Source organism: Curtobacterium sp. NPDC088465 (assembly GCF_044753165.1).
Classification (GTDB): domain Bacteria; phylum Actinomycetota; class Actinomycetes; order Actinomycetales; family Microbacteriaceae; genus Curtobacterium.
Map to the genome: position 1 here is coordinate 582,850 of NZ_JBIVMR010000002.1, position 23,203 is coordinate 606,052.

General features: G+C 71.0%; 23 protein-coding genes. 18 read left to right on the forward strand and 5 right to left on the reverse strand.

Translation table 11 applies throughout. The features are described from left to right. Nucleotides 1-2 precede the first annotated feature (2 nt). From flgK to ACIP6W_RS10130, 5 genes are all read left to right on the forward strand, one after another. The gene (flgK, locus tag ACIP6W_RS10110; RefSeq protein WP_400429276.1) at nt 3-1,421 is read left to right on the forward strand and encodes a flagellar hook-associated protein FlgK; all 1,419 of its coding nucleotides are present in this window, start codon (nt 3-5) and stop codon (nt 1,419-1,421) included. A 2-nt stretch (nt 1,422-1,423) separates the two neighbouring features. Continuing rightward, nucleotides 1,424-2,305, forward strand: a complete 882-nt coding sequence (locus tag ACIP6W_RS10115; RefSeq protein WP_066654097.1) for a flagellin — start codon at nt 1,424-1,426, stop codon at nt 2,303-2,305. Continuing rightward, nucleotides 2,302-2,670: a flagellar assembly protein FliW gene (gene fliW / locus ACIP6W_RS10120; protein ID WP_209682800.1), complete on the forward strand. Its 369-nt coding sequence runs from the start codon at nt 2,302-2,304 to the stop codon at nt 2,668-2,670. Before ACIP6W_RS10115 ends, fliW begins: the two co-directional genes overlap by 4 nt. A gap of 798 nt (nt 2,671-3,468) precedes the next feature. Beyond that, nucleotides 3,469-3,960: a hypothetical protein gene (locus ACIP6W_RS10125; protein ID WP_400429279.1), complete on the forward strand. Its 492-nt coding sequence runs from the start codon at nt 3,469-3,471 to the stop codon at nt 3,958-3,960. A gap of 84 nt (nt 3,961-4,044) precedes the next feature. Further along, a complete protein-coding gene (locus ACIP6W_RS10130; RefSeq protein ID WP_400429281.1) occupies nt 4,045-5,010 on the forward strand; it encodes a hypothetical protein in 966 nt (321 codons plus the stop codon). A 189-nt stretch (nt 5,011-5,199) separates the two neighbouring features. Here the strand turns inward: ACIP6W_RS10130 and ACIP6W_RS10135 are convergent, their stop codons facing one another. Together ACIP6W_RS10135 and ACIP6W_RS10140 are read right to left on the reverse strand one after the other, a co-directional pair. Beyond that, a complete protein-coding gene (locus tag ACIP6W_RS10135) occupies nt 5,200-6,168 on the reverse strand; it encodes a beta-ketoacyl-ACP synthase 3 (RefSeq protein WP_209682805.1) in 969 nt (322 codons plus the stop codon). A gap of 137 nt (nt 6,169-6,305) precedes the next feature. Continuing rightward, nucleotides 6,306-6,698 carry a ChaB family protein gene (locus ACIP6W_RS10140; RefSeq protein ID WP_400429284.1) on the reverse strand — a complete coding sequence of 131 codons (393 nt, stop codon included), beginning with the start codon at nt 6,696-6,698 and terminating at the stop codon, nt 6,306-6,308. 129 nt (nt 6,699-6,827) lie between these two features. Here ACIP6W_RS10140 and ACIP6W_RS10145 point away from each other — a divergent pair, with 129 nt between their 5' ends. Then, nucleotides 6,828-7,799, forward strand: a complete 972-nt coding sequence (locus ACIP6W_RS10145; RefSeq protein WP_400429287.1) for an aldo/keto reductase — start codon at nt 6,828-6,830, stop codon at nt 7,797-7,799. Between the two features lie 201 nt (nt 7,800-8,000). Here the strand turns inward: ACIP6W_RS10145 and ACIP6W_RS10150 are convergent, their stop codons facing one another. Together ACIP6W_RS10150 and zapE are read right to left on the reverse strand one after the other, a co-directional pair. Next, the gene (locus ACIP6W_RS10150) at nt 8,001-9,275 is read right to left on the reverse strand and encodes an ammonium transporter (protein WP_209682810.1); all 1,275 of its coding nucleotides are present in this window, start codon (nt 9,273-9,275) and stop codon (nt 8,001-8,003) included. A 259-nt stretch (nt 9,276-9,534) separates the two neighbouring features. Continuing rightward, entirely contained in the window at nt 9,535-10,485 is a 951-nt protein-coding gene (gene zapE, locus ACIP6W_RS10155) for a cell division protein ZapE (RefSeq protein WP_081985283.1), read from the reverse strand. A gap of 191 nt (nt 10,486-10,676) precedes the next feature. On the opposite strand from zapE, the gene ACIP6W_RS10160 reads away from it, so the two are divergent. The 8 genes from ACIP6W_RS10160 (at nt 10,677) to ACIP6W_RS10195 (ending at nt 16,081) form a co-directional block, all read left to right on the forward strand. Beyond that, nucleotides 10,677-11,588 (forward strand): sulfurtransferase, encoded by a 912-nt coding sequence (locus tag ACIP6W_RS10160; RefSeq protein ID WP_400429291.1) that lies wholly within the window; start codon nt 10,677-10,679, stop codon nt 11,586-11,588. After that, complete coding sequence (locus tag ACIP6W_RS10165; RefSeq protein WP_400429294.1) at nt 11,585-12,034, forward strand: SufE family protein; 450 nt, start codon at nt 11,585-11,587, stop codon at nt 12,032-12,034. The genes ACIP6W_RS10160 and ACIP6W_RS10165 overlap by 4 nt, the downstream gene beginning before the upstream one ends. Nucleotides 12,035-12,178: 144 nt before the next feature. Then, nucleotides 12,179-12,913, forward strand: a complete 735-nt coding sequence (locus ACIP6W_RS10170) for a hypothetical protein (RefSeq protein WP_066654082.1) — start codon at nt 12,179-12,181, stop codon at nt 12,911-12,913. A gap of 69 nt (nt 12,914-12,982) precedes the next feature. Further along, nucleotides 12,983-13,504 carry a hypothetical protein gene (locus ACIP6W_RS10175; RefSeq protein WP_066654081.1) on the forward strand — a complete coding sequence of 174 codons (522 nt, stop codon included), beginning with the start codon at nt 12,983-12,985 and terminating at the stop codon, nt 13,502-13,504. 127 nt (nt 13,505-13,631) lie between these two features. Continuing rightward, on the forward strand, nt 13,632-14,018 hold the full coding sequence (locus tag ACIP6W_RS10180) for an Imm26 family immunity protein (protein WP_251154997.1): 387 nt from the start codon (nt 13,632-13,634) through the stop codon (nt 14,016-14,018). Nucleotides 14,019-14,158: 140 nt separating this feature from the next. Further along, nucleotides 14,159-14,563: a hypothetical protein gene (locus ACIP6W_RS10185; protein WP_251161058.1), complete on the forward strand. Its 405-nt coding sequence runs from the start codon at nt 14,159-14,161 to the stop codon at nt 14,561-14,563. Further along, the gene (locus ACIP6W_RS10190) at nt 14,560-15,777 is read left to right on the forward strand and encodes a DUF6188 family protein (RefSeq protein WP_251161059.1); all 1,218 of its coding nucleotides are present in this window, start codon (nt 14,560-14,562) and stop codon (nt 15,775-15,777) included. Before ACIP6W_RS10185 ends, ACIP6W_RS10190 begins: the two co-directional genes overlap by 4 nt. A gap of 151 nt (nt 15,778-15,928) precedes the next feature. Beyond that, nucleotides 15,929-16,081 carry a hypothetical protein gene (locus ACIP6W_RS10195; protein ID WP_158407750.1) on the forward strand — a complete coding sequence of 51 codons (153 nt, stop codon included), beginning with the start codon at nt 15,929-15,931 and terminating at the stop codon, nt 16,079-16,081. A 530-nt stretch (nt 16,082-16,611) separates the two neighbouring features. On the opposite strand, the gene ACIP6W_RS10200 is transcribed toward ACIP6W_RS10195, so the two are convergent. Beyond that, nucleotides 16,612-17,835 (reverse strand): S9 family peptidase, encoded by a 1,224-nt coding sequence (locus tag ACIP6W_RS10200; RefSeq protein WP_209682824.1) that lies wholly within the window; start codon nt 17,833-17,835, stop codon nt 16,612-16,614. Between the two features lie 23 nt (nt 17,836-17,858). On the opposite strand from ACIP6W_RS10200, the gene ACIP6W_RS10205 reads away from it, so the two are divergent. The 4 genes from ACIP6W_RS10205 to ACIP6W_RS10220 all read left to right on the forward strand — a co-directional run bounded on the left by ACIP6W_RS10205 (nt 17,859) and on the right by ACIP6W_RS10220 (nt 23,187). Then, a complete protein-coding gene (locus ACIP6W_RS10205; RefSeq protein ID WP_066654075.1) occupies nt 17,859-18,440 on the forward strand; it encodes a DUF3000 domain-containing protein in 582 nt (193 codons plus the stop codon). Nucleotides 18,441-18,469: 29 nt separating this feature from the next. Then, on the forward strand, nt 18,470-19,708 hold the full coding sequence (locus ACIP6W_RS10210) for an HRDC domain-containing protein (protein WP_400429687.1): 1,239 nt from the start codon (nt 18,470-18,472) through the stop codon (nt 19,706-19,708). 126 nt (nt 19,709-19,834) lie between these two features. Then, complete coding sequence (locus ACIP6W_RS10215; protein ID WP_081984825.1) at nt 19,835-21,046, forward strand: thiolase family protein; 1,212 nt, start codon at nt 19,835-19,837, stop codon at nt 21,044-21,046. 2 nt (nt 21,047-21,048) lie between these two features. After that, nucleotides 21,049-23,187 carry a 3-hydroxyacyl-CoA dehydrogenase NAD-binding domain-containing protein gene (locus ACIP6W_RS10220; protein ID WP_400429299.1) on the forward strand — a complete coding sequence of 713 codons (2,139 nt, stop codon included), beginning with the start codon at nt 21,049-21,051 and terminating at the stop codon, nt 23,185-23,187. Nucleotides 23,188-23,203 lie beyond the last annotated feature (16 nt).

The following is a 23,203-nucleotide window of genomic DNA, read 5'->3' on the forward strand; positions in this document are numbered from 1 at the left end:
CCGTGGTGAGCACCTTCGGATCCCTCGCGACCGCCTACTCCGGCCTGACCGCGGCACGCGCCGGCATCGACGTCACCGGGCAGAACATCGCCAACGCCGGCACCGCCGGGTACACGCGCCAGCGCGTCACGCAGTCGTCGGTCCCCGCCGTGCAGACCGGCTTCGTGCACGGCACCGCTGCCCTCGCCGGGCAGGGCGTCTCCGTCGACGGCATCGCACGCCTCGGCTCCCTGACGCTCGACGCCGGCCTCCGTGCGGCGACCGGCTCGTCGTCCTGGGCACAGACCCGCGCGACCGGGCTCTCGGCGATCGAGGACGGCCTGCACGAGCCCGGGAAGAACGGCCTGTCGGCACAGCTCGACGTCTTCTGGTCCGCGTGGGGCGACCTCGCCGCGCACCCCGACGACGCGGGCGCCGCCTCGTCCGTGATCGCCGCCGCGACCACCGTCGCGACCGCCCTCGCCACCGGCTCGAAGGCGCTCGACACGCAGTGGACGACGGTCCGTTCGACGGCCGCGACCCAGGTCGACCAGCTCAACGACGCGGCGGAGCAGGTCGCCGGGCTGAACGTGCAGATCCGGTCGGCCCTCGCCGCCGGTGGCAGCGCGAACGAGCTGCAGGACCAGCGCGACCGGCTCACGCAGCAGATCGCGGGACTCGCCGGTGGCACGGTACGGACGAACACCGACGGCACCATCGACGTCCTCCTCGGCGGCAACCCGCTCGTGCAGGGCGACACCGTCCGCACCGTCGCGCTCGAGGGCGGCGCGCGTCTGGGCGACGGCGCTGCCGTGTCCCTCCGCTGGACCTCGGGCAGTGCCGGCTCGGTGACGCTCGACGGCGGCTCGATCGGAGGCGCGCTCGCACTCCTCGCCCCCGCTGCCGGCGGCACGGGCGGCGCCATCGCCGAGGCGTCAGCCGCGTACGACCGGGTCGCGACCCGACTCGCCGAGACCGTGAACACCGAGCACGCGAAGGGCACCACGCCCTCGGGTGCCACCGGAGCGCCGTTCTTCGCCCTCGCCGCGGGCACCTCGGCCGCGCAGGGCCTCTCGGTCGTCCCGACCGACGGCGACGGGCTGGCGACGCGGAACGCGGCGGGACAACTCGACGACTCGTTCGCCGACACGCTCTCGCGACTCGGCACGGTCGCCGGGGGTGCGGACAGCACCTGGGCGAGCTTCGTGGCGGGGGTGGGCAGCGCCTCCCGGACGGCCTCGTCGGAGGCGACGCTCACCGGACTCGCGCTCACCAGCGCACGCACGCAGCAGCAGTCCGGCGCCGGCGTGGACCTCGACGAGGAGAACGTCAACCTGCTCAGCTACCAGCACGCCTACCAGGGCGCAGCGCGCGTCCTCACCGCGGTCGACGAGATGCTCGACACGCTCATCAACCGCGTCGGACTCGTCGGGAGGGGCTGACCGTGATCACCCGTGTGACCACCCAGATGTCGATCACGGCCGCGACGGAGCGGCTGCAGGCGAACGCCGCCCGCGTCGCCGACGCCACGCAGCGCGCCACCACGCTGCAGGCGATCGCGAAGCCGTCGGACGACCCGGTCGGCACCGGCTCGTCGATGCAGGTGCGGAAGGAGCAGGCCGCCGCCGCGCAGTACACGCGCAACGCGAACGACGCGGTGGGCTGGCTCGCGACGACCGACAGTGCCCTGTCCGGCGCCCACGCGGTGCTGACGACGGTGCGGGACCTGACCGTGCAGGCCGCGAACTCCGGTGTGATGGACGACACCGCCCGCGACGCGTTCATCACGCAGTTCCGGGCGCTCAAGGCCGACCTCGAGTCCGCCGCCAACACGACCTACGGCACGCGGTCGGTCTTCGCCGGCTCCTCGACCGAGGCGACCGCCTACACGAGCGCCGACGGCTTCGCCGCTGCGACCACCGCGGTGTCCCGACGCGTCGGCGACGCCCAGACCGTGCGGGTCGACACCCCGGGGGCCGCGGCGTTCGGCTCCGGCGCGACGTCGGCCTTCGCGGTGATCGACGGCATCGTCGCCGACCTGCAGAACGGTGTGAACGTGAACCCGAAGCTCAACGACGTCGACGCGGCGTTCGGCACCCTCCGTGCGGCGCAGGCCGACGTGGGTGTGCGGCACGCGGCGGCACTGGGGGCGCAGGACGCGCTGAAGACCTCGTCCGTCGCGCTGGAGACCCGTCGCGCCGGCATCGAGGACCTCGACCTCGCCGGTGCGGTCCTCGACCTGCAGGTGCAGCAGACCACGTACCAGGCAGCCCTCGCCGTCACCGCGAAGGTCCTGCAGCCGACCCTGATGGACTACCTCCGATGAGCATCGACCTGACCTTCCCCACGCCCCCGTTCGGGCTGTCGCCGGCACCCGTGTTCACCCTGGAGCCCGTCGAGGGTGCCGAGGGGCTCTTCGCCCTGCACGGCGACGACGCGCGGCTGTTCCTGCTCGACGCCGCGGTGCACCTGCCCGACTACGCGCCCGAGCTCACCGACGAGCAGGCGGCCCTGATCGGCCTGACCGACCCCGCCGACGCGATGCTCCTCGTGGTCGCCAACCCGGGGGCGTCCGGCACGACAGTGAACCTGCTCGCGCCGGTCGTCGTGCACGCGCGCACGGCCGTCGGCGCCCAGTTCATCCTCGAGGACCAGGACCTGCCGCTGCGTGCGGAGCTCGCGCGGCGGTAGCGCCTGGGGCCCTGGCGCACGCTGCGGGCGCGGGGAGCGGGGCTGGCTGGCTGGCGCTGTCGTACGACTCACCCGCTGTCGTACGACAACGGATTCGTCGTACTTCTCGCGAGACCGCGGCCCCTCGCGGCCGACACGACAAGTGCGCTGTCGTACGACATCAACGTTGTCGCACTGCTTGCGCAACGGCGGCGTCTCGCGGCCGGCGCGACAGATGCACTGTCGTACAACATGGACGTTGTCGCACTCCTCGCCGCCATCTCTCCTGCACAGCCGGGAGGCGCGGCTCACCGTCCCCAGTTCGGCCAACTGCCGTCGTCGATGCCGATCCAGAGCACGAGGCTTGCGGGCATGCACGAACGAGTCCTCGCCGTCCCCCTCATCCACACGAGCTGTTTCCCCTCCGCCGAGCGCCGTGCGCTCCAACGTCGCGCACAGCGCGGCGACCTGCGGAGGATCCGCCCCGGTGTCCTCGTCGACCCAGGAACGGTCGTCGGTCTCCTGCCGGAGGAACACCACCTGCTGCTGGTCCGCGCCACTGCACACCGCATCCGTCCGCCGACACTGTTGGCGCACCGCAGCGCCGTCCTCGCCCACGGACTCCCCCTCGTCGGCGCCCTGCCGGATCGAGTGGAACTCCGCGACCCGCGGCGTTCTCGCGTGGAGACGACGACGTACCAGCGAGTCCGGCCAACCGTCGCGCGTGCGCCCCGCGGCCGATGGGAGGGGACGCCGCCATACACCCCCTCCAGGTTCGGAGGGCTCACGGTCGAACCGCTCGTCGACGTCCTGGTGGACATGGCCGTGACCGAACCGCTCGGCGCAGTGCTCCCGGCCGTCGACGCGGCGTTGCACGATCGCCGTGTGCTCCCGGAGATGCTGGCGGAGGCGGCCGACACGGTCACCGTTGCACGTGACAAGGCGGCGACGGCGCTCGGGATGGGGTCGGCGCTGTCCGACTCTCCGGCGGAGTCGGTGTGCCGGGTGCGCTTCCGACTGCTCGGGACGCCGGAGCCCGTCCAGCAGCACGTCTTCAGCCGCGCGGGAGACCGGACGGCAGTCGTCGACTTCTGGTTCCCGGACCAGGGCGTCGTCGTCGAGGTCGACGGGCGGGCGAAGTACGGCGACGGTGCGGACGCCGCCGCCGCACACTGGCAGGAGAAGCAGCGCGAGGACTTCATCAGGTCGTTCCCCGAGGTCCGCACGGTCGTCCGGGTCGTCTGGGCCGACCTGATGGAACCCGAGCGCTTGCGCGCGAAGCTCCTCCGAGCGGGTGTGCCGTGCCGGTGACGGCGACCTGCACGACCACCGAGCCGGCGCGCGCGGCATGCTGCGAGTGCGGAGCTCCCACCGCGTCGGCGTACGTTCTGCGTCATGGCCCGACAGCACAACGACGGGGCGATCGTGCCGATGCCGCCCGCCCCGGTCCAGTCCGACACCCGCGACGACCGCACCCCCGCACCCGAGAACCCCACGGGGTGGACCAAGATGCTCGACCGCGTCATCGCCGTGCAGCGTCCCGTGGTGGTCGCGCACGTGAACGCCGTGCGGCGTCGCCACCCGGATGCGAGCCCTGCCGAGGTCATCCAGATCCTCGAGCGGCAGTACCTCACGGCGGTGACCACGGGCGGCGCTGCCGTGGGAGCGAGTGCGGTGATCCCCGGGGTCGGCATGGCAGCGGCGCTCGGCCTCAGCGGTGCCGAGACGGTCGGCTTCCTCGAGGCCACGGCACTCTTCGCGCAGTCGGTGACCGAGGTGCACGGCATCGCCCTCGAGGACCCGGAACGCTCGCGCACCCTCGTGATGGCCCTCATCCTCGGCGCTCCGGGGACGCAACTCGTCAAGCAGCTCGCCGGTCAGGCCACCGGGGGCCAGGCACGCTCGGCGTTCTGGGGCGAGATGGTGACCGCCTCCCTGCCGAAGCAGGTGGTGAGCGGCATCGGTGGCAAGGTCCGCGACCAGTTCATCAAGCGCTTCGCAGCGCGGCAGGGCGCCTCGGTCCTCGGCCGTGCGCTGCCGTTCGGCATCGGCGCGGCCGTCGGCGGCCTGGGCAACCACGCACTCGGCAAGAAGGTCGTCCAGGCGTCCCGCGAGGGCTTCGGACTGCCACCGCGGCACTTCCCCGTCGTCCTCGAGACGAGGCCGACGAAGCCGACGAAGGAGCGCGGCCGTGGGGCGAAGGACCGAGCGGCCGGCGACGGACGAACGGACGAGAAGGAACGTCGAGCGCTGCCGTGGCGCCGGAAGGAGCGAGACGACGAGGACCTCTGGGCGGACACGCCGCACCGTGACCCCCAGCACGACCGCGAGGTACCCGACGGGCGCGGCGAGCGCGGCTGACGTCGCACGGCTGACGGACGGGAGGCGCGGTGCCAGCGTGCACCGCGCCTCCCGTCCGTGCGCAGTCCGCGTCCGTCGACGGTCAGCGCCGTCGACAGGCTCCGTCCAACAACTGCCGATGCCCGACGTCCGACGTCCGTCCACTGATGGCGCCCGTCGACGGGCCGCCTCCGTCAGCGCGTCACCGGGTCACGAGCGCCGCTTCGGCGTCCGCACCACCTGCCCGGCGTGTGCGAAGCCCCCGCCGAACCCGAACAGCAGCGCCAGGGTGTCCTCCGGCAGCTCCCCGCGGTGCCACGCCTTCGACAGCCCGAGCGGCACGCTCGCGGCCGAGGTGTTCCCGGACTCGACCACGTCCCGCACGACGTACTTGTCCCCGCCGCCGAGTGCTTCGGCCAGGGGCTCGATGATGCGGAGGTTCGCCTGGTGGAAGGCGAGGACGCCGATGTCGTCGAGCGTCACTCCGGCTGCGTCGACGACCGCGCGGGCGTGTCCCTCGGCCTCCGTGATCGCCCAGCGGTAGATCGACCGACCCTGCTGCGTGAAGTACTCGGGGTCGCGCGTGACCAGCACGGCCTCGTTGAGGTGCGGCACGCTCCCCCATGACACGGGTCCGATCTCCGCGGTGTCGGCAGCACCGATCACCACGGCTCCGGCACCGTCGCCGACGAGCACGCATGTCGAGCGGTCCGTCCAGTCGGCGATGCTGGACAGGGTCTCGGAGCCGATCACGAGGGCGGTGTCCGAGGCGCCGACGCGGATCGACTGGTCGGCGAGGGCCATCGCGTACTCGAAGCCGCTGCACGCCGTGTTGATGTCGATGGGTGCCGGACCGTTCGCCATCCCGAGCGCCGCGGCGACCCGTCCGGCCGTGTACGGCGACCGCTCGCGGTGCGTGGTCGAGGCGACGATCACGAGCCCGATGTCGGAGGGCTCGAGACCGGCGTCGGCGACGGCCATCCGACCGGCCTCGATCGCCATCGACACGACGCTGTCGTCAGGGCCCGCGATCCGGCGGGTCCTGATGCCGGTGCGGGTGGTGATCCACTCGTCGTTCGTGTCGACCATCGTCGACAGTTCGTCGTTGGTGAGGACCCGGTCGGGTTGGTGGTGGCCGAAGCCGAGGATCCGGCTGCCACGGAGTGCTGGCGTGTTCACCCGCGGCACGCTACTCCCCTCGGTCCACGGCGCATGCCGGGCGGAGCATGCACGAACGAGTCGACAGCCGGTCCGGACGCCGCGCAACCGCAGCCGTCGCCGGCGCGGTCACCCCCACGCGAACGTCGCCGGTCCGGTCACCGCCGCGCCGCTGCCGTCGCCCGGTCGTTCGCCCGCTTGATCGCCTGGACGAGTTCGTCCTTGTCCATCTTCGAGCGGCCGCTGACATCGAGGCGCTTCGCGACCTCCATCAGGTGCGCCTTCGAGGCGTTCGCGTCGACGCCGCCCTGGGTCTCCCCGGAGCCGCGCGTGCCCTCCGCGCCGGAGTCCGACGGACCGGAGGAGTCCTTCTCCTCCCAGTGGTCGCCGACCTTCTCGTACTCGTGCTTGACGGCGGCGTAGGCGGTGCGGTGTGCGCGCTCTCCCGGACCGTACGTCTCGTTCGCCGAGTCGAGCGTCTCGGCGAAGACGTCCTGCGCGTGCTCCGGCGACCGCTGCAGGGTGCTGGGGATCTCGTCCTTCGCGGGCATGGTGCGTCCTTCCGTGTGGGGTCCATCGGCCGCGCTCCGTGGAGGACGGCTCGTCCCGTTCTACGCCGGGCGCATGACCGGCACCCGCAGGGCCTGGTTCGCACACCCGCACCCGCGTAGACCGGAGGCATGGACTGCACACACCTCGGACGGACAGGGCTGTCGGTGTCACGAGCGGTGCTCGGCACGATGAACTTCGGACCGGAGACCAGCGAGGACGACTCGCACGCGATCATGGACCGGGCGCACGAGCTCGGCGTGAACTTCTTCGACACCGCCAACGGCTACGGCGGCTCGGTGGGCAAGGGTGCCACCGAGGAGATCATCGGCCGCTGGTTCGCGAAGGGCGGCGGTCGACGCGAGAAGACCGTCCTCGCGACGAAGGTCTACGGCGAGATGACCGACTGGCCGAACGGCGGCAAGCTGAGCGCGCTGAACATCCGGCAGTCGCTCGACGCGAGCCTCCGTCGGCTGCAGACCGACCACGTCGACCTGTACCAGTTCCACCACGTCGACCGGGCGACCCCGTGGGACGAGATCTGGCAGGCGATCGACGTCGCCGTGCAGCAGGGCAAGGTGCTCTACGTCGGATCGTCGAACTTCGCCGGGTGGCACATCGCGCAGGCGCAGGAGGCAGCCGTACGCCGGGGCAGCCTCGGCCTGGTGAGCGAGCAGTCGATCTACAACCTCGTCGTGCGCGACGTCGAGCGCGAGGTCCTGCCCGCCGCCCGTGAGTACGGCCTCGGGGTCATCCCGTGGTCGCCGTTGCAGGGCGGACTGCTCGGCGGGGTCATCGAGAAGACCGAGAACGGCTCCCGGCGCCTGTCCGGCCGCAGCGCGGAGTACGTCGAGGGACACCGCGACCAGCTCACCGCGTACGAGTCGCTCGCGAAGGAGCTCGGTCACACCCCGGGCGAGCTGGCCCTGGCGTGGCTGCTGCACCAGCCCGGTGTGACGGCGCCGATCACCGGCCCGCGCACGATGGAGCAGTGGGAGTCCGCGGTGCGCGCCGTCGACATCCGACTCGACCAGCGCGCCCTCGACCGGCTCGACGAGATCTTCCCGGGCCACGACACCTCGCCGGAGGACTACGCCTGGTGACCTGACAGCACGGCGCACCAGGCGCCGTGGTCGCGACCACCGGACGGGAGGCGCGGTGCGGGTCCGCCCCGCACCGCGCCTCCCGTGCGTGGCAGGCGCCACGCGCCGTGGTCGCGACCACTGTGACCGGCACCGCACAGGACGACGGGCCCCGCGCCTGCTGTGTGCGCGGGGCCCGTCGTCATGCGGGTGGTGCGGTGTCTAGCGGACCGCGACCGGGGTCTCGTCGCGCTCCTCGTAGAGCACGTAGCCCTCTTCACCGTGGACCGCGGTGTCGATGCCGGCGACCTCGTCCTCGGTCTTCACGCGGAAGCCGATCGTCTTCTCGATGGCGAAGCCGATCACGAAGGCCAGGACGAACGAGTAGACCAGGACGGCTGCGGCTGCGACGGCCTGCTTGCCGAGCTGCTCGAAGGAGCCCGAGTAGATGAGACCGGTGTCGTCGGCGAAGAAGCCGAGGTAGAGCGTGCCGAAGATGCCGCCGACGAGGTGGACGCCCACGACGTCGAGCGAGTCGTCGAAGCCGAGCTTGTACTTGAGGTCGATCGCGAAGCAGCAGACCACACCGGCGAGGAAGCCGAGCAGGATGCCCCAGCCCGGGGTGAGCGCGGCGCAGGCCGGGGTGATCGCGACGAGACCGGCGACGGCACCCGAGGCAGCACCGACGGAGGTGGCCTTGCCGTCCTTGAGCTTCTCGATGAGGAGCCACCCGAGGATCGCGGCGGCCGGAGCGGCGAGCGTGTTCACCCAGGCGAGGGCGGCGATGCCGTCGGCGGCGCCCTCCGAGCCGGCGTTGAAGCCGAACCAGCCGAACCAGAGGATGGCTGCACCGAGGAGCACGAAGGGCGGGTTGTGCGGCTTGTGCGCGCCCTTGGCGAAGCCGACGCGCTTGCCGAGCACGAGCGCCAGGGCGAGACCTGCGGCGCCGGCGTTGATGTGCACCGCGGTGCCACCGGCGAAGTCGATGACGCCCCACGTGGCGAACATGCCCGAGGTGAGGTTGAAGACCCAGGAGGCGACCGGGAAGTAGACGACGGTGACCCAGACGCCGGCGAAGATCATCCACGCGCCGAACTTCGCGCGGTCGGCGATCGCGCCGGAGATCAGGGCGACGGTGATGATCGCGAAGGTGGCCTGGAAGCCGACGAACGCCATCGACGGGTACGCAGCGTTGATCGTCGAGGCCTTGGCCTCCTCGAACGCCTGGCCGAGGCCGATCTGGTTCCAGTCGATGCTGAAGAACCCGACGATGCCTGCGACGTTCGTGCCCTCGCCGTGGTTCGCGAAGGCGATCGCGTAGCCGTAGAGCACCCAGAGGACGCCGACCAGGGCGATCGCTCCGAAGGACATCATCATCATGCTGATGACGGACTTGGCCTTCACCAGGCCGCCGTAGAAGAAGGCCAGGCCGGGTGTCATGAACAACACCAGCGCCGCCATGATCAACACGAATGCCGTGTTGCCCTGATCAAGCATCTGTTCACCTCTCGCGATTGCAGTGCGGCTCTCGGGACCGCCCTCGGGTGCTGACGAGTCTGGCGAGGCGACGTTTCGCGAGGGAGCACGATGTGTTTCGCGGGTGTAACGCGTGGGGCTCCCGTGTGAACGGTGTGTTTCCGGACACCGGATGCCGGGTCCGACACCGCTGACGGGACGCCGCGAGGGCCGGACGGACGCGCGCGTCGGACGGGAGGCCCGTGGCGGTGTCGCCACGGGCCTCCCGTCCGACGGTGGCTCAGTCGGCCGCGCGGGACAGCGCGACCACGCGCGACGCGGCCCGCAGGTACTTCTTGCGGTAGCCGCCGTCGAGCATCGCCTGCGGGTACACCTGGTCGAGCGGCGTACCGGACGCGACGATGCGCACCTGCGCGTCGTAGAGGCGGTCGACGAGCGCCACCCAGCGCAGTGCGTCGGTCTGGTCGGTGAACGCCTGCACGTCGGTGAGCCCGACGGCGTCGAGCCCGTCCACCAGCGCGACGTACTTCGACGGGTGCACGGTCGCCAGGTGGTCCACGACCGCCCGGAAGTCGTCGAGCGTCGTCGCACCACCGGGCAGTGCACCGACGACGTCCCCGACCACCCGCGCCGACTCGTCCACGGCCCGACGGCGGTAGTCGAGCCCGTCGATCCGCATCGTCTCGAACCGGTCGGACATCGCCTGGATCTCGCGCAGGAAGTCCTGCGCGGCGAACCGGCCCTCGCCCAGCGCACCGGGCGGGGTGTTCGACGTCGCCGCGAAACGCGTGCCCGACTCGGACAGCTCCTTGATGAGCCGGGTCATCACCATCGTGTCGCCCGGGTCGTCGAGCTCGAACTCGTCGATGCACACCAGGGACGTCCCACGGAGCAGGTCGACCGTGCCCTGGAACCCGAGCGCGCCGACGAGCGCGGTGTACTCGATGAACGTACCGAACGTCTTCCGCGACGGCTCCGCGTGGTAGGCCGCGGCGAGCAGGTGCGTCTTGCCGACGCCGAACCCGCCGTCGAGGTACACGCCGGAGCGCGCCGGCTGGACCGGTTCGCGGCGGCGGCCGAACAGCCCGCGCCGCGCTGGCTCCGGCCGCGTCGCGACGAAGGCCTCGACCGCGTCGCGCACCGCCGCCTGCGACGGGTACTCGGGGTCCGGCCGGTAGCTGGCGAACGACGCGTCGGCGAACTGCGGCGGCGGGACGAGCGCGGCGGCCATCTGCTGCGGCGTCACCTGCGGATCACGGTCGACGAGGTGTGCAGGCAAGTGTGGCCCCTCCGGGAAGCATGTCGTGCGGTGTCACGTTGCAGGTGGCGGTCGGTACGTCCGCGTACCGTTGCCCGCGGGCACCGAGGACCGATCCTATGCCTCGCCCGCCCCGCTCGTCCCGCAGCCTGGAGGTACCCCCGATGACCGCACCGGTCGACCCGTCCGAGAAGTTCGCCGCCTACGCCCACCCCGAGCGCCTGGTGTCGACCGAGTGGCTCCAGGAGCAGCTCGACGCCGGTACCGGGTCCCCCGACCTCGTGGTCGTCGAGTCCGACGAGGACGTCCTGCTCTACGAGACGGGCCACGTCCCCGGAGCGGTGAAGATCGACTGGCACACCGACCTCAACGACCCCGTCCAGCGCGACTACATCGACGGCGAGGCCTTCGCCCGGCTCGTCGGCGGCAAGGGCATCGGCCGCGACACCACCGTCGTCATCTACGGCGACAAGAACAACTGGTGGGCCGCGTACGCCCTCTGGGTGTTCACGTTGTTCGGCCACGAGGACGTCCGGCTGCTCGACGGTGGCCGGGCGAAGTGGATCGCCGAGGACCGCGCGGTCACGACCGACCGTACCGAGGTCACCCCGGTCGAGTACCCCGTCGTGGAGCGCCGCGACGAGCAGGTCCGCGCCTTCAAGGAGGACGTGCTCGAGCACCTCGGCAAGCCGCTCATCGACGTGCGCAGCGCACCCGAGTACTCCGGCGAGCGCACCACGGCCCCGGACTACCCGGAGGAGGGCGCCCTGCGCGCCGGACACGTCCCGACCGCCGTCAACATCCCCTGGGCCACCGCGGCCGCTCCCGACGGCACGTTCAAGAGCCGGCAGGAACTGGACGCCGTCTACCGCGACGGTGCCGGCATCGGGGATGCCGACGAGGTCATCGCCTACTGCCGCATCGGCGAGCGCTCGAGCCACACCTGGTTCGTGCTGCAGCACCTGCTCGGCTACGAGAACGTCCGGAACTACGACGGATCCTGGACCGAGTGGGGCAGCGCCGTGCGCGTCCCGATCGCCACGGGCACCGAGCCGGGTACCGTTCCCACCCGATGAGCACCGAACTCCCCCGTCCCCTCGCCGAGATCCGCGACGACTTCCTCGAACTCTCGCAGCAGGACCGCCTCCAGCTGCTCCTCGAGTTCTCCGACGAGCTGCCCGCGCTGCCCGAGCGGCTGCAGGGGCACGAGGACGAGCTCGAGCGCGTCGAGGAGTGCCAGTCCCCCGTCTTCATCACCGTCACGGTGGGTGCGGACGGCGACGCCCCGGACGTGGTCCGGATGCACGCGACGGCGCCCCGTGAGGCACCGACCACCCGTGGCTTCGCGTCGATCCTGGCGCAGGGACTGTCCGGGTTGTCCGTATCCGAGGTCCTGGCGGTCCCGGTGGACTACCCCCTGACGCTCGGGCTCACCGAGGCCGTCAGCCCGCTGCGGATCCGGGGCATGGTGGGCATGCTCGGTCGGGTGCAGCGGCAGGTGCAGGCGGCCGTCGCCGCCTGAGACCGAGCTGACCGACGGACGGGAGGCGCGTGGCGGGTCCGCCACGCGCCTCCCGTCCGTTCGATGGTCGCGTACGACATTTCTTCCGATGGTCATCCGCGCTCCTCCCGTGCCAAGATCGAGGAGTCATCGGGGGGAGACATCATGGCGAAGGTCCACGGCAACGATCCGACTGGGTACTCGTACGGTGACGCCGACGCACTGACGACCGCGGCGCGCAACCTGGCGTCCGCGATCAACGGACAGACTGCGACGCGTGCCGCTGCGGTGACGAGCGCGGGACGCGAGTTCCGCGGGTACTTCTCGCAGGTGTTCGCCGACAACGCCGGCATCGCCTCCCGCAGCGCGAGCAAGCTCTCGGACGCGCTGTCGTCCCTGGTCGGCTTCGTCGACGAGCTGCGCGAGGCGGCGAAGCAGGAGGACCGACGACGGGCCGACGCCAAGGCATGGGAGGCACGGAAGCGCGAGCGCGAGGAGAACTTCTTCGTCGGTGCCGCGCACGAGGTGTCGACGTGGTTCGGCGCCGAGGACGACCCGAAGCCCCCGGAACCCGAGCCGGAGCCCCAGCTCCAGGCCGATGCGGTCTCGGTCCGCAGTCGCACGATCCCGGCGGGCGGTGGCGGCAGCGGGGGCACGTCGTCGGCGGTGCCGGCCGATCTCCGATCGTTCGCCTCGAGCACCCGTGGTGCCGACGACTCCCTGTCCGGCGCGGTGTCGTCGTTCCGCAACGCCCTGGCCGACTACGAGTCGGGGTGCAACACGTGCTGGGGCACGCTGCACGCACAGTCCCTCGTGACGGCGGTGCAGGACTGGCTCACGGACAACGGACACGACGCCTCGTGGGCGTCTCGGCGGTCCGACCAACAAGGGCAATCCTGATGGGTTGCTCGAGAACAAACGACACCAGATGCGCGAGGCGCGCTACCAAGCAGCAGGAGGGGATCCGTATTGAGTGCTTCGAAGGACGTCCTGGAGGTCAGGGTCAGCGACGTCTTCAGTGTGAAGATTGACGACGATCGCGCCTATGTCGGTCAAGTTCTGCATGTCGGCGAGGGTGCGGTCTTCGTCGTTGTCTTCGACCACCTCGTTCGGCATCCGGTCGCGATCCCCGATGCGCTCGCCGCGCTGATGCACCCGCCGATCGTGGCCAGTTGGACCCACGACGCGCGATTCCGGCCGGGAATGTGGGAAGTGGTCACCCAGGCGCAGACCGACAATCGGCGGTATCTGCCCGCTTCCACCTGGGGGCTGCCAGAAACCGGGGGCGTCCGACTTACGAGCTTCGATGAGACGAGGACCCGCGCGGCGACCGCCGAAGAAGCCGCTACCATCCCTCCGAGAACGACGCGATCGCCCATGCTCATCGAGAAGTTCCTGATGATGGCTGCCGGTGTGGCACCCAGAAATCCCGCTCTCGAGAAGGTGCGCTGGGTGCCGATGCCATCATCGTCGGAACTCTTCCCGGACTGAGTTCGGCTTGTACCGGGGCCAGCGTCAACGTCTCGCGATCGCCTCGCCAATGGTACTGGAGAGGGCTTTCGAGGCTCACCACAGCATCGGTCGCTTGATGTTGAACAATGCGAGGAGCGTCTCCGACGTGTCCATCGGCGACGTGTTCACGATTCCCGTCGACGACCAGCGCCGCTCGGCCGGCCAGGTCGTAAGCGAGTACATATCTGCTCTCTACGTCATCATCCTCGACCGAATCTTCGGAACTGACGAGGACCCGTCGCTCAGACTCGACGATCTGACGGGGTCGGAACCGCTGTTTTCCCGGCTGATCTTCGACTCCCGATTTCGACCAGGAATGTGGGAGATGATCGGACACGCTGCCGCCGACTCTGAGCGGTATCTGCCTGCCTTCACCTACGGGGCTGCCGAACTCGATGGCGTCAAGATCACGAATTCAGCGGCTCCGAGGTTCGGCATGCGACAGAATCCGAGTCGAAGGAGATTCCCCGTCGCGCGATCGACTCGCCGCTGATCTTGGAGAAAGCCATCCAGGCACATCACGGCATCCGTCGCTGGCTTCCGGCTTTCGAAGAAGTTCGGCACCGACCGGGGATAGCGTCGGCGAAGCTGTTCGATTGATCGTGTATCTCGGCATCAGACCGGAGTTCTGACATGCAAGAAGTGTTCTTCCTCTCGTCCATGGACAGCCTGCGGTTCTCGTCCGTCTTCCGGTGCGAGGTCGAACGACCGGTCGAGCTCCCGAACGGTCGTCATGCGCTGATGGTCAGCTGCGATCCACCCGTCCACGGTCAGGAGCTCGGTCACCCGCTCGGCATCAGCGAGTTGTTGCTGTGGAGTCGGTTCGAGGACGAAGACCTCTGGACGTTCCCCGCCTTCCCGCACTTCGTGCAGATCTGTCTGCCTGACGTCGACCAGCCTGCCCATGACATGCCTGCGAGCATCGCCTGGGGTGAGATCTACAAGACTGAGGCGGACGCGCGGATGCACGAGCTGGCCGCTCAACCTTCTGAGCGAGCACGCACGAATCCGGACCGCCCGCGGAAGAGCGAACGATGAGCGAACTGGCCATCGAGGACGTCCCCCTGCTCCTCGTCGGAGAGACGATCGACGCCATCTGGGTCGACTACTCGCTCCGACTCCTGCTCTCGAACGGCGCCACCGTCATCCTCGAGTGTCCGTTCTCCCTTGGTGGGTCACCGGACACCGCAACGATGATCGATCCGGAGGGCGACAAGTCGGGGCTGGTGCCGGCTCTCCGCCTGCACACGCTCGTGGTCACCGAGGCGCACGCCACGGGCTCGACGCTGTCGATGACGTTCTCCGACGGCTCGCGTCTGACCGCCGGACCGCACCCCGAGTTCGAGTCGTGGCACTACATCGGACCGGAGACGCCCCCGACCAGGATCATCATCATGCCGGGCGGGGGCCCTGCCATCTGGCTTCACCACCCAGAGACCGAAAGCGGCCTTCTGTCCTTCCGGACACGGCCGTCGGACGAACACCTGCTCCCCGCGTTCCACGACGTCTTCACATCGCTGACCGTCCCACCGCTCCGGTGGCTCGTCACCGATCTCGACATCGTCGTGCGCTCGGGATCGACGGTGAACGTGCACGAGTGGGACCGTCGTCTCAGAGCAGCACCGCCACCTGGCCTGTGGTTCTCACACGACGAGATGCTGACGCTCGTCCGTGACAACGACCAGCTGATCGACGGCGAGTTCTTCGGCGTCCCGTTCGGCGCCGCGGCTGACCCGGCCCGGGCGGTCCTCCGCATCGACTTCTTCCACAGCGGCGAGGCCTCCGTGGTCCTGGATCCCTCGGTCATCGGCGTCTCGGAAGCGTTCGAGCGGCTGTTCGGTCCGGAGGTCGCGGTACCCTCGATCGGCACTCGAGACGCTGACCTCGCCGCGTACCGCGTCCAGTCGCTCCTGCTCGCGTTCCTCGACACGCTCCCCGCGCCGGGAGCGGCGGAACTCCGACAGCAGGCCGAGGCGGTGCGAGCCGTCCAGGAGACAGCTCCGAGGATCTGGGACGTCGTGCTCGCGGAGACACCCCGAGCCGACTTGCCCGACGGTCGTCTGCCGGGATCGCTGGCCTACCGCACGGACGAGGCACCGCTCGCGGGTGAAGTCCTCGTGTGGATGCTCGACGGCCGGATTGACTCCTTCGAGCTCCCGTGGTTCACGACGGAGATGCCGGCCGAACTCCCCCGGCCGGACCAGCTCATCCGCGCCGCGGACGAGGGCGACGGAGGTCACGGTGTCCGGTAGTCGGCACGGCCACAGCCGACACGCTCCGGCTGCTCCCCGCATCCTCGTGGAGGCATGACGTGACGACCTCCGGCACGAGCGTGCCACTGCTCCGCCTGACCCTCCCCAGACGCCTCGACGTCCCACCCGAGCCCACGAGATCCTGGACGCCGTGCCGGACGACGCGGACGTGCTCGGGTACGACGCCCCTGCCGCCGCGATCGCCCGCGCACTCCGCCGGAGCAGACGAGCGGGGACGCCCCGCGACGATGCCCTCGTGACGCCCCTCGACGAGCTCGGGCACGACCCGGTGCTGGTCCGGTAGGTCGACCTCGGCGACGAGGTCCTCACGGTCCTGCTCCGGGCGTCGGACGGCGCGTTCCTGTCCGCTACGGTCACCGACCGTACCGCCGGGGTCGAGACCATCAGCGCCGCTGAACTCGCGACGCTGCTCGCCGCGACCGCGGCACCCGGCGCGGACCGGGCCCTCGAACTCGTCCGACTCCTCGCGCCCGACGACCGCATCAGACTCGTCGAGCAGGGCGCTCGAACGACCGCGGAGACGTTCGCGACCAAGTACGGTCTGCCCGCCGAGCGGGGGTTCACGGTCCTCGACCTCGAGTCCTTCGTCGCCGCAGTGGCACGCTTCGACGCTGACGACCTCCCCTTCTGCGCTCTCGACGCTCCCGGAGTGGTCGCGACCGTCGCGTTCACACCGGACCGCGCCGCGGTCCTCGCGACGACGATCGCGCGACGTCTGCCGCACGACCAGGACGACGACCGACCCTGACCCAGGACGGCCGGGAGGCACGGTGCCAGCTGGCACCGTGCCTCCCGTCCGACGATCGTTCGCGTCTACCGCGCGCTCGTCGCGTCCGTCGGTTGCACCACCTCGGTGAGCCACGCGAGGATCCGTGCGTCGAACCAGTCGGCGTCGTGGTTCCAGAGCTTCGTGTGCCGCGCGGTCGTCTGCACCTCGAGCCGGACGATGTCCGGCCGGACCCGCGCCAGTTCGTGCGACGCCGATGACGGCACGAACCCGTCGTCGTCGCTGTGCAGGATGAGGATCGGCACGTCGAGCTCGTCAGCTCGGGCGACCATGTCGAGTTCCCGGAGGTCCACCGGGTGGTGCAGCCCGGCGACGTGGTGCAGCACGGGCGTCCGGAGGATGCGCTGGGCGACCTTGCGCACCGGGCGCGGGAGCTTCAGGACACGGCTCTGCGACTCGAGCACCGCGTGCCAGTCGACGACCGGCGACTCGAGCACGATCCCGTCGACGAGCCCGGCGAACCGCGACCGCACGAGGGTCTGCAGGACGACCGCGCCGCCCATCGACCACCCCATGAGCACGACGCTCCGGGCCTGCTGCGCGGTGAGCCAGCGGAGCACGCCGTCGACGTCCTCCCACTCGGTGCTGCCGAGGCCGTAGCGTCCGTCCTCGCTGCGCGGGGCGACGCCGTCGTTCCGCCACGAGGCGAGGACGACCGAGTAGCCGGCGGCGCGGAAGACCGGGACGGCGCGGATGGTCTCGGCGCGGGTGACCCCGCGACCGTGCACGAGCACGGCCCAGGGCGCGTCGGGGTCGTCGGCGCGGACGACCCACGCCGGTGCGGCGCCGTTCGGTGTCGGGATGTCGACGTCCTCGACGGGCACGTCGAGCTCGCCTGGCGTGAGGTAGAACCACCCGCCCCAGCGCCCGCGCCGAGCCGCGGTCGGGTCGCCGGCGTCGATCGCGATGATGCGACGCGTGACCGTGGTGTCGGTCGTGCCGAGCACCTCACCGACGCGCATGTGCCCGGTACCGCCGCCGAACCACAGGCTGTAGCGCCCCTGCAGCTCGGTGTCGGCGGTCCGTTCGAGCGTCACGGTCATCCGACCGGTGTCGACCGCGTGGATCGGGACACGCTCGACGCGCTTCCGGTCGGGCGTGACGACCGCCCGGGCGACGGCGGCGACGAAGCCGCCGATGACCGCGGTGGTGACCGCAGCGGCCGCGATGCCCGCGCCGAGCGCGACGACCCCGGCCGATCGTGCGGTCTCCTGGGCCACGTCCTCGGCGGGTCGCGCTGATCGGGACATGGTCCGGAGCCTAGTCTGCAAGCGTGTCCGAATCCCGAGAGCCCGAGGCCTTCGAACGCCTGCGCGCGTTCGTCGCACCGGGCCGGACCCGCACCGAGACGACCGTCACCGAGATCCCCTCGCCGTCACGCATCGCACCGCACTCGATCGCCCTCGCGGCGGACGTGTCGGGCGCCGTGCACGGCATCGACTCCGACCTCGGGACCGGCCGGTTCATCGCCCTGTACGACCCTGCAGAACCGGAGGGCTGGGGCGGCGCGTTCCGCGTCGTGACCTTCGCCCAGGCACCGCTCGAACCGGAGATCGGCGTCGACGAGTTCGTCGCCGACGTGACGTGGAGCTGGCTCGTCGACGCGCTCGCTGCCCACGGTGCGACGTACGACCGGGCGTCGGGCACGGCGACCAAGATCATCTCGCGCGGCTACGGCGACCTCGCGGCCCAGGGCGACGGCGCACAGCTCGAGCTCCGGGCCTCGTGGACGCCCCGCGACGAGGACCTGACCGCGCACGTCGAGGCCTGGGAGGAGATCGTCGCGATGCTCGCGGGGCTCCCTCCGGCGTCCGACGGCGTGACCCTGCTGGCCCCGAGGAGGACCACGAAGTGACCGACCCCGCCAGCCAGGCCCGCGACGCCGTGTCGGGCGCCTCGGCCGACCCCGCGTTCGAGGACGCGCACGCCACCGTGCGCGTGATCGAGGACCGCGACGAGTACCTGCAGGCGGTCGACGCGATCGCCGCCGGACACGGCCCGGTCGCGGTCGACGCGGAGCGTGCGAGCGGCTACCGGTACTCGCAGCGCGCCTACCTCATCCAGGTCTTCCGCCGCGGTGCGGGCGCCTTCCTGTTCGACCCGATCGCGATCGGTGACTTCGCGGAACTGCAGGCCGCGATCGTCGACGAGGAGTGGCTGTTCCACGCCGCCTCGCAGGACCTGCCCTGCCTGCAGGAGGTCGGCCTCGTCCCGACCCGCATCTTCGACACCGAGCTCGGTGCCCGCATCGCCGGGTTCCCCCGCGTCGGTCTCGGGGCGGTGGTCGAGCATCTCCTCGGCATCACGCTCGCCAAGGCCCACTCCGCCGCCGACTGGTCGACGCGTCCGCTCCCCCAGGCCTGGCTCGTCTACGCCGCGCTCGACGTCGAGCTGCTCCCCGACCTGCGCGACGCCCTCGCCGCGGTGCTCGACGCCGCCGGCAAGTCGCGGATCGCCGCCGAGGAGTTCGCCGCCGTCCTGACCCGCGCCCCGAAGCCCCCGAAGGCCGAGCCGTGGCGCCGCCTGTCCGGCATGCACGCGCTCCGCGGCGCCCGGGCCCTCGCGATCGCCCGGTCGCTCTGGACCGCACGCGACGCCTACGCCCGCCAGGTCGACACCGCCCCGGGTCGCATCGTGCCCGACTCGGCGATCGTCGCCGCAGCGGCGGCGAACCCGACCTCGAAGGCCGAGCTGAGTGCCGTGAAGGCCTTCACCGGCCGAGCGAGCCGGTCGGAACTCGACCGCTGGTGGGCCGCCGTCGAGGAGGGGCGCACGACCGAGGACCTGCCGAAGCTCCGCGGCACCGGCGAGGCCACGCTCCCGCCGCCCCGCGCGTGGGCGGACCGCAACCCGGAGGCCGACCGCCGCTACAAGGCCGCTCGCGCCGCCGTCGTCGCGCGTGCCGAGGAGCTCGACGTCCCCGTCGAGAACCTGCTCACCCCGGAGACCCTCCGGGTGGTGTCCTGGGAACCGCCGACACCGATCGCGACCGAGACCGTCGGAGCCGCCCTTGCCGGGCACGACGCCCGCCCGTGGCAGGTCGAGGAGACGGCGTCGATCATCGCGCACGCCTTTGTCGACGCCGCACAGCAGCCTGCTGCCGAGAGCAACACCGGCTCGTAGGAACACCCCAACCGGCATGCGCTCGCCCAGGCGGCGGGCATAGCGTCGGTACCGTCGCCGGGCTCGGCCCGGCCGGTCGGGGCGGAACGTGCCCCGACTCGATCGAAGAGGATCTGGAGGCCCGGATTGGCCAGAGCAGCAGACGTCGTGTTCGTGGACGGTGTGCGCACACCGTTCGGACGAGCCGGTGAGAAGGGGGTGTTCTGGAAGACCCGCGCCGACGACCTCGCGGTCCACGCGATGCGCGGTCTGCTCGACCGGAACAGCCAGCTCGACGGCGCGGCGGTCGACGACGTCGCCGTGGCCGCCACCACCCAGCAGGGCGACCAGGGCCTGACCCTCGGCCGCACGGTCGGCATGCTCGCCGGGCTGCCGAAGTCGGTCCCGGGCTACGCCATCGACCGCATGTGCGCCGGTGCGATGACGAGCGTCACCACGCTCGCCGGCGCGATCGCCTTCGGCGCTGCCGACGTCGCCATCGCCGGCGGGGTCGAGCACATGGGCCGCCACCCGATGGGCTTCGGCGCCGACGTGAACCCGCGCTTCGTCGCGGAGCGCATGGTCGCGACCGACGCGCTGGTCATGGGCAGCACCGCCGAGCGGCTGCACGACCGCTTCCCCGCCATCACGAAGGACCGCACGGACGCCTTCGCCGTCCAGTCGCAGCAGCGCTACGCCGCCGCGTGGGCGGCCGGCAAGCTGCAGCCCGACGTGGTCCCGGTCGAGGTGAACACCGGCGAGGGCTGGGACATCGTCACGGCGGACGAGCCGCCGCGTCCCGGCACCACCCTGGAGGCCCTGGCTGCGCTGCGCACACCGTTCCGGCCCCACGGACGGGTCACCGCCGGCAACGCGGCCGGTCTCAACGACGGCGCCACCATGAGCCTCCTCGCCTCCGAGGACGGCGCGAAGCAGCACGGCCTGCCGACGAAGATGCGCATGGTCTCGTTCGCCTTCGCGGGCGTCGAGCCCGAGGTGATGGGCGTCGGGCCCGTCCCCGCGACCGACAAGGCGCTCCGCAAGGCAGGGCTGACGATCGACGACATCGGCCTCTTCGAGATCAACGAGGCGTTCGCCGTCCAGGTGCTCGCCTTCCTCGACAACTACGGCATCGCCCAGGACTCCGCGAACGTCAACGCCTGGGGCGGCGCGATCGCCGTCGGACACCCGCTCGCGTCGAGCGGCGTCCGGCTCATGAACCAGCTCGCGGCCCAGTTCGCCGAGCGGCCGGACGTCCGGTACGGCATCACGACGATGTGCATCGGCCTCGGCCAGGGCGGCACCGTCATCTGGGAGAACCCGAACTTCAGCAAGAGCGCGGCACGGAAGGCGGCCTGACGATGACCACCACCCCGATCGACCAGCTGACCGAGCTCAGCGCCGACGAGGTCGTCACCCACTCGTACGTCAAGCACGTGCCGCTGCCGTCCGGCGGCACGCTCGCCCTCGTCACGCTCGACAACGGCAAGGACTACAAGCGCCCGTCGACCCTCGGCCCGCGCACCATGCGCGAACTGTCCGACGTGCTCGACACGCTGCGCGCAGCGGCCTCCGCCGGGAGCATCCAGGCCGTCGCGATCACCGGCAAGGAGTACTGCTTCGCCGCCGGCGCCGACCTGTCGCAGGCGGCAGCGCTCCCCTCGCGCGAGGTCGCCCACGAGCTCGGCGCCCTGGGACACGCGACGCTCCGCAAGCTCTCCGACCTCGGTGTGCCGTCGTTCGCCTTCGTGAACGGCATCGCGCTCGGTGGTGGGCTCGAGATCGCCCTGCACTGCACCTACCGCGTGTTCTCCTCGGCGGCGCAGGGCATCGGGCTGCCCGAGGTCTTCCTCGGCATCATCCCCGGCTGGGGTGGCGCCACGCTGCTCCCCCGCCTGATCGGTCCCGAGAAGGCGCTCCGCGTCATCGTGGAGAACCCGCTCAAGAACAACCGGCTCATGGACGGCAAGGCCGCCGTCGAGCTCGGCATCGGCGACGCGCTCATCCCCTCCGTGACCTTCCTGCCGTCCGCGGTCGCGTGGGCCGACGGGGTCGTCAGCGGCCGCACGAAGGTCAAGCGCGCGAACGAGCCCGGCATGCTCGAGAAGGCCGCCTGGGGCACCGTGGTCAAGGTGGCGCGACAGCAGGTGGCCTCGAAGATCGGAACCGTCCCGAAGTCGCCCTTCCGTGCGCTCGACCTCGTCGCTGCAGCGAAGTCGGGCTCGCTCGACGACCGGTTCGCCGATGAGGACGACGCCCTCGCCGACCTGCTCGCCGGTGACCAGTTCGCCGCGTCGATGTACGCGTTCGACCTCGTGCAGAAGCGCGCGAAGAAGCCCGTCGGCGCTCCCGAGGGCGTCGAGGCGAAGAAGATCACGAAGGTCGGCGTCCTCGGCGCCGGGCTGATGGCGTCGCAGTTCGCGCTGCTGTTCGCCCGCCGTCTCGGCGTCCCGGTCGTCATCACCGACGTCGACCAGGCCCGTGTGGACGCCGGGGTCGCGCGCATCGCCGGTGAGGTCGAGAAGCTCCGCGAGAAGGGCCGCATCTCCCCCGACGACGCGAACCGAATCACGGCGCTCGTCAGCGGGTCGGTGTCGTACGACGCGTTCGCCGACGCCGACTGGGTGATCGAGGCCGTCTTCGAGGAGATGTCGGTCAAGCAGGACGTCTTCCGGAAGATCGAGCAGGTCATCGCGCCCGACGCGATCCTGGCGACGAACACCTCGTCGTTGTCGGTGGACGAGATGGCGTCGGTGCTCGAGCACCCGGAGCGCCTCGTCGGCTTCCACTTCTTCAACCCGGTGGCCGTGATGCCGCTGCTCGAGGTGGTGCGGGCCGACGAGACCTCGGACGAAGCGCTCGTCACCGCACTCGCGGTAGCGAAGACCCTGAAGAAGACCGCGATCATCACCGCCGACCAGCCGGGCTTCGTCGTCAACCGCGTGCTCGCTCGGGTGCTCGGCGAGGCGATGCGCGGCGTCGAGGAGGGCACGCCCTTCGAGACCGTCGCCGAGGGTGCTGCGCCCCTCGGCCTGCCGATGTCGCCGTTCGAGCTGCTCGAGCTCGTCGGCCTGCCCGTCGGTGCGCACGTGCTCGACTCGCACCACGCGGCATGGCCGGAGCGCTTCTACCCCGGTGACGGCCTGAAGCGGATCGCGGAGCACGGCACGATCCTGACCCGCGACAAGAAGGGCACCGTCACCGGGTACGACCCCGCCGCCGTGAAGCTCGTCGCACCGTCGAAGAAGGACGCGAAGCCGATCGACGCGGCGACGATGCAGCAGCGGTTCGAGGACGCCCTGGCCGACGAGGTGCACCGCATGCTCGAGGACCACGTCGTCGAGCACGTCGAGGAGATCGACCTCGGTCTCATCCTCGGCGCCGGCTACCCGTTCCAGGCCGGTGGCATCAGCCCCTACCTCGACCGTTCCGGCGCCTCGGAGCGCGTCTTCGGCGGCACGTTCCACACCCCGGCGATCGTCGGCCCCGCCTCGCGCTAGCCGCCGGCTCGGCCAC

Coding starts and splice junctions, on each gene's coding strand:
- ACIP6W_RS10130 (WP_400429281.1), top strand. CDS start 4,045: ATGGCCCGACAGCACAACGACGGGGCGATCGTGCCGATGCCGCCCGCC.
- ACIP6W_RS10200 (WP_209682824.1), bottom strand. CDS start 17,835: ATGTCCCGATCAGCGCGACCCGCCGAGGACGTGGCCCAGGAGACCGCA.
- zapE (WP_081985283.1), bottom strand. CDS start 10,485: ATGGCCGCCGCGCTCGTCCCGCCGCCGCAGTTCGCCGACGCGTCGTTC.
- ACIP6W_RS10125 (WP_400429279.1), top strand. CDS start 3,469: ATGGCCGTGACCGAACCGCTCGGCGCAGTGCTCCCGGCCGTCGACGCG.
- ACIP6W_RS10190 (WP_251161059.1), top strand. CDS start 14,560: ATGAGCGAACTGGCCATCGAGGACGTCCCCCTGCTCCTCGTCGGAGAG.
- ACIP6W_RS10220 (WP_400429299.1), top strand. CDS start 21,049: ATGACCACCACCCCGATCGACCAGCTGACCGAGCTCAGCGCCGACGAG.
- ACIP6W_RS10150 (WP_209682810.1), bottom strand. CDS start 9,275: ATGCTTGATCAGGGCAACACGGCATTCGTGTTGATCATGGCGGCGCTG.
- ACIP6W_RS10140 (WP_400429284.1), bottom strand. CDS start 6,698: ATGCCCGCGAAGGACGAGATCCCCAGCACCCTGCAGCGGTCGCCGGAG.
- ACIP6W_RS10165 (WP_400429294.1), top strand. CDS start 11,585: ATGAGCACCGAACTCCCCCGTCCCCTCGCCGAGATCCGCGACGACTTC.
- ACIP6W_RS10185 (WP_251161058.1), top strand. CDS start 14,159: ATGCAAGAAGTGTTCTTCCTCTCGTCCATGGACAGCCTGCGGTTCTCG.
- fliW (WP_209682800.1), top strand. CDS start 2,302: ATGAGCATCGACCTGACCTTCCCCACGCCCCCGTTCGGGCTGTCGCCG.
- ACIP6W_RS10170 (WP_066654082.1), top strand. CDS start 12,179: ATGGCGAAGGTCCACGGCAACGATCCGACTGGGTACTCGTACGGTGAC.
- ACIP6W_RS10160 (WP_400429291.1), top strand. CDS start 10,677: ATGACCGCACCGGTCGACCCGTCCGAGAAGTTCGCCGCCTACGCCCAC.
- ACIP6W_RS10145 (WP_400429287.1), top strand. CDS start 6,828: ATGGACTGCACACACCTCGGACGGACAGGGCTGTCGGTGTCACGAGCG.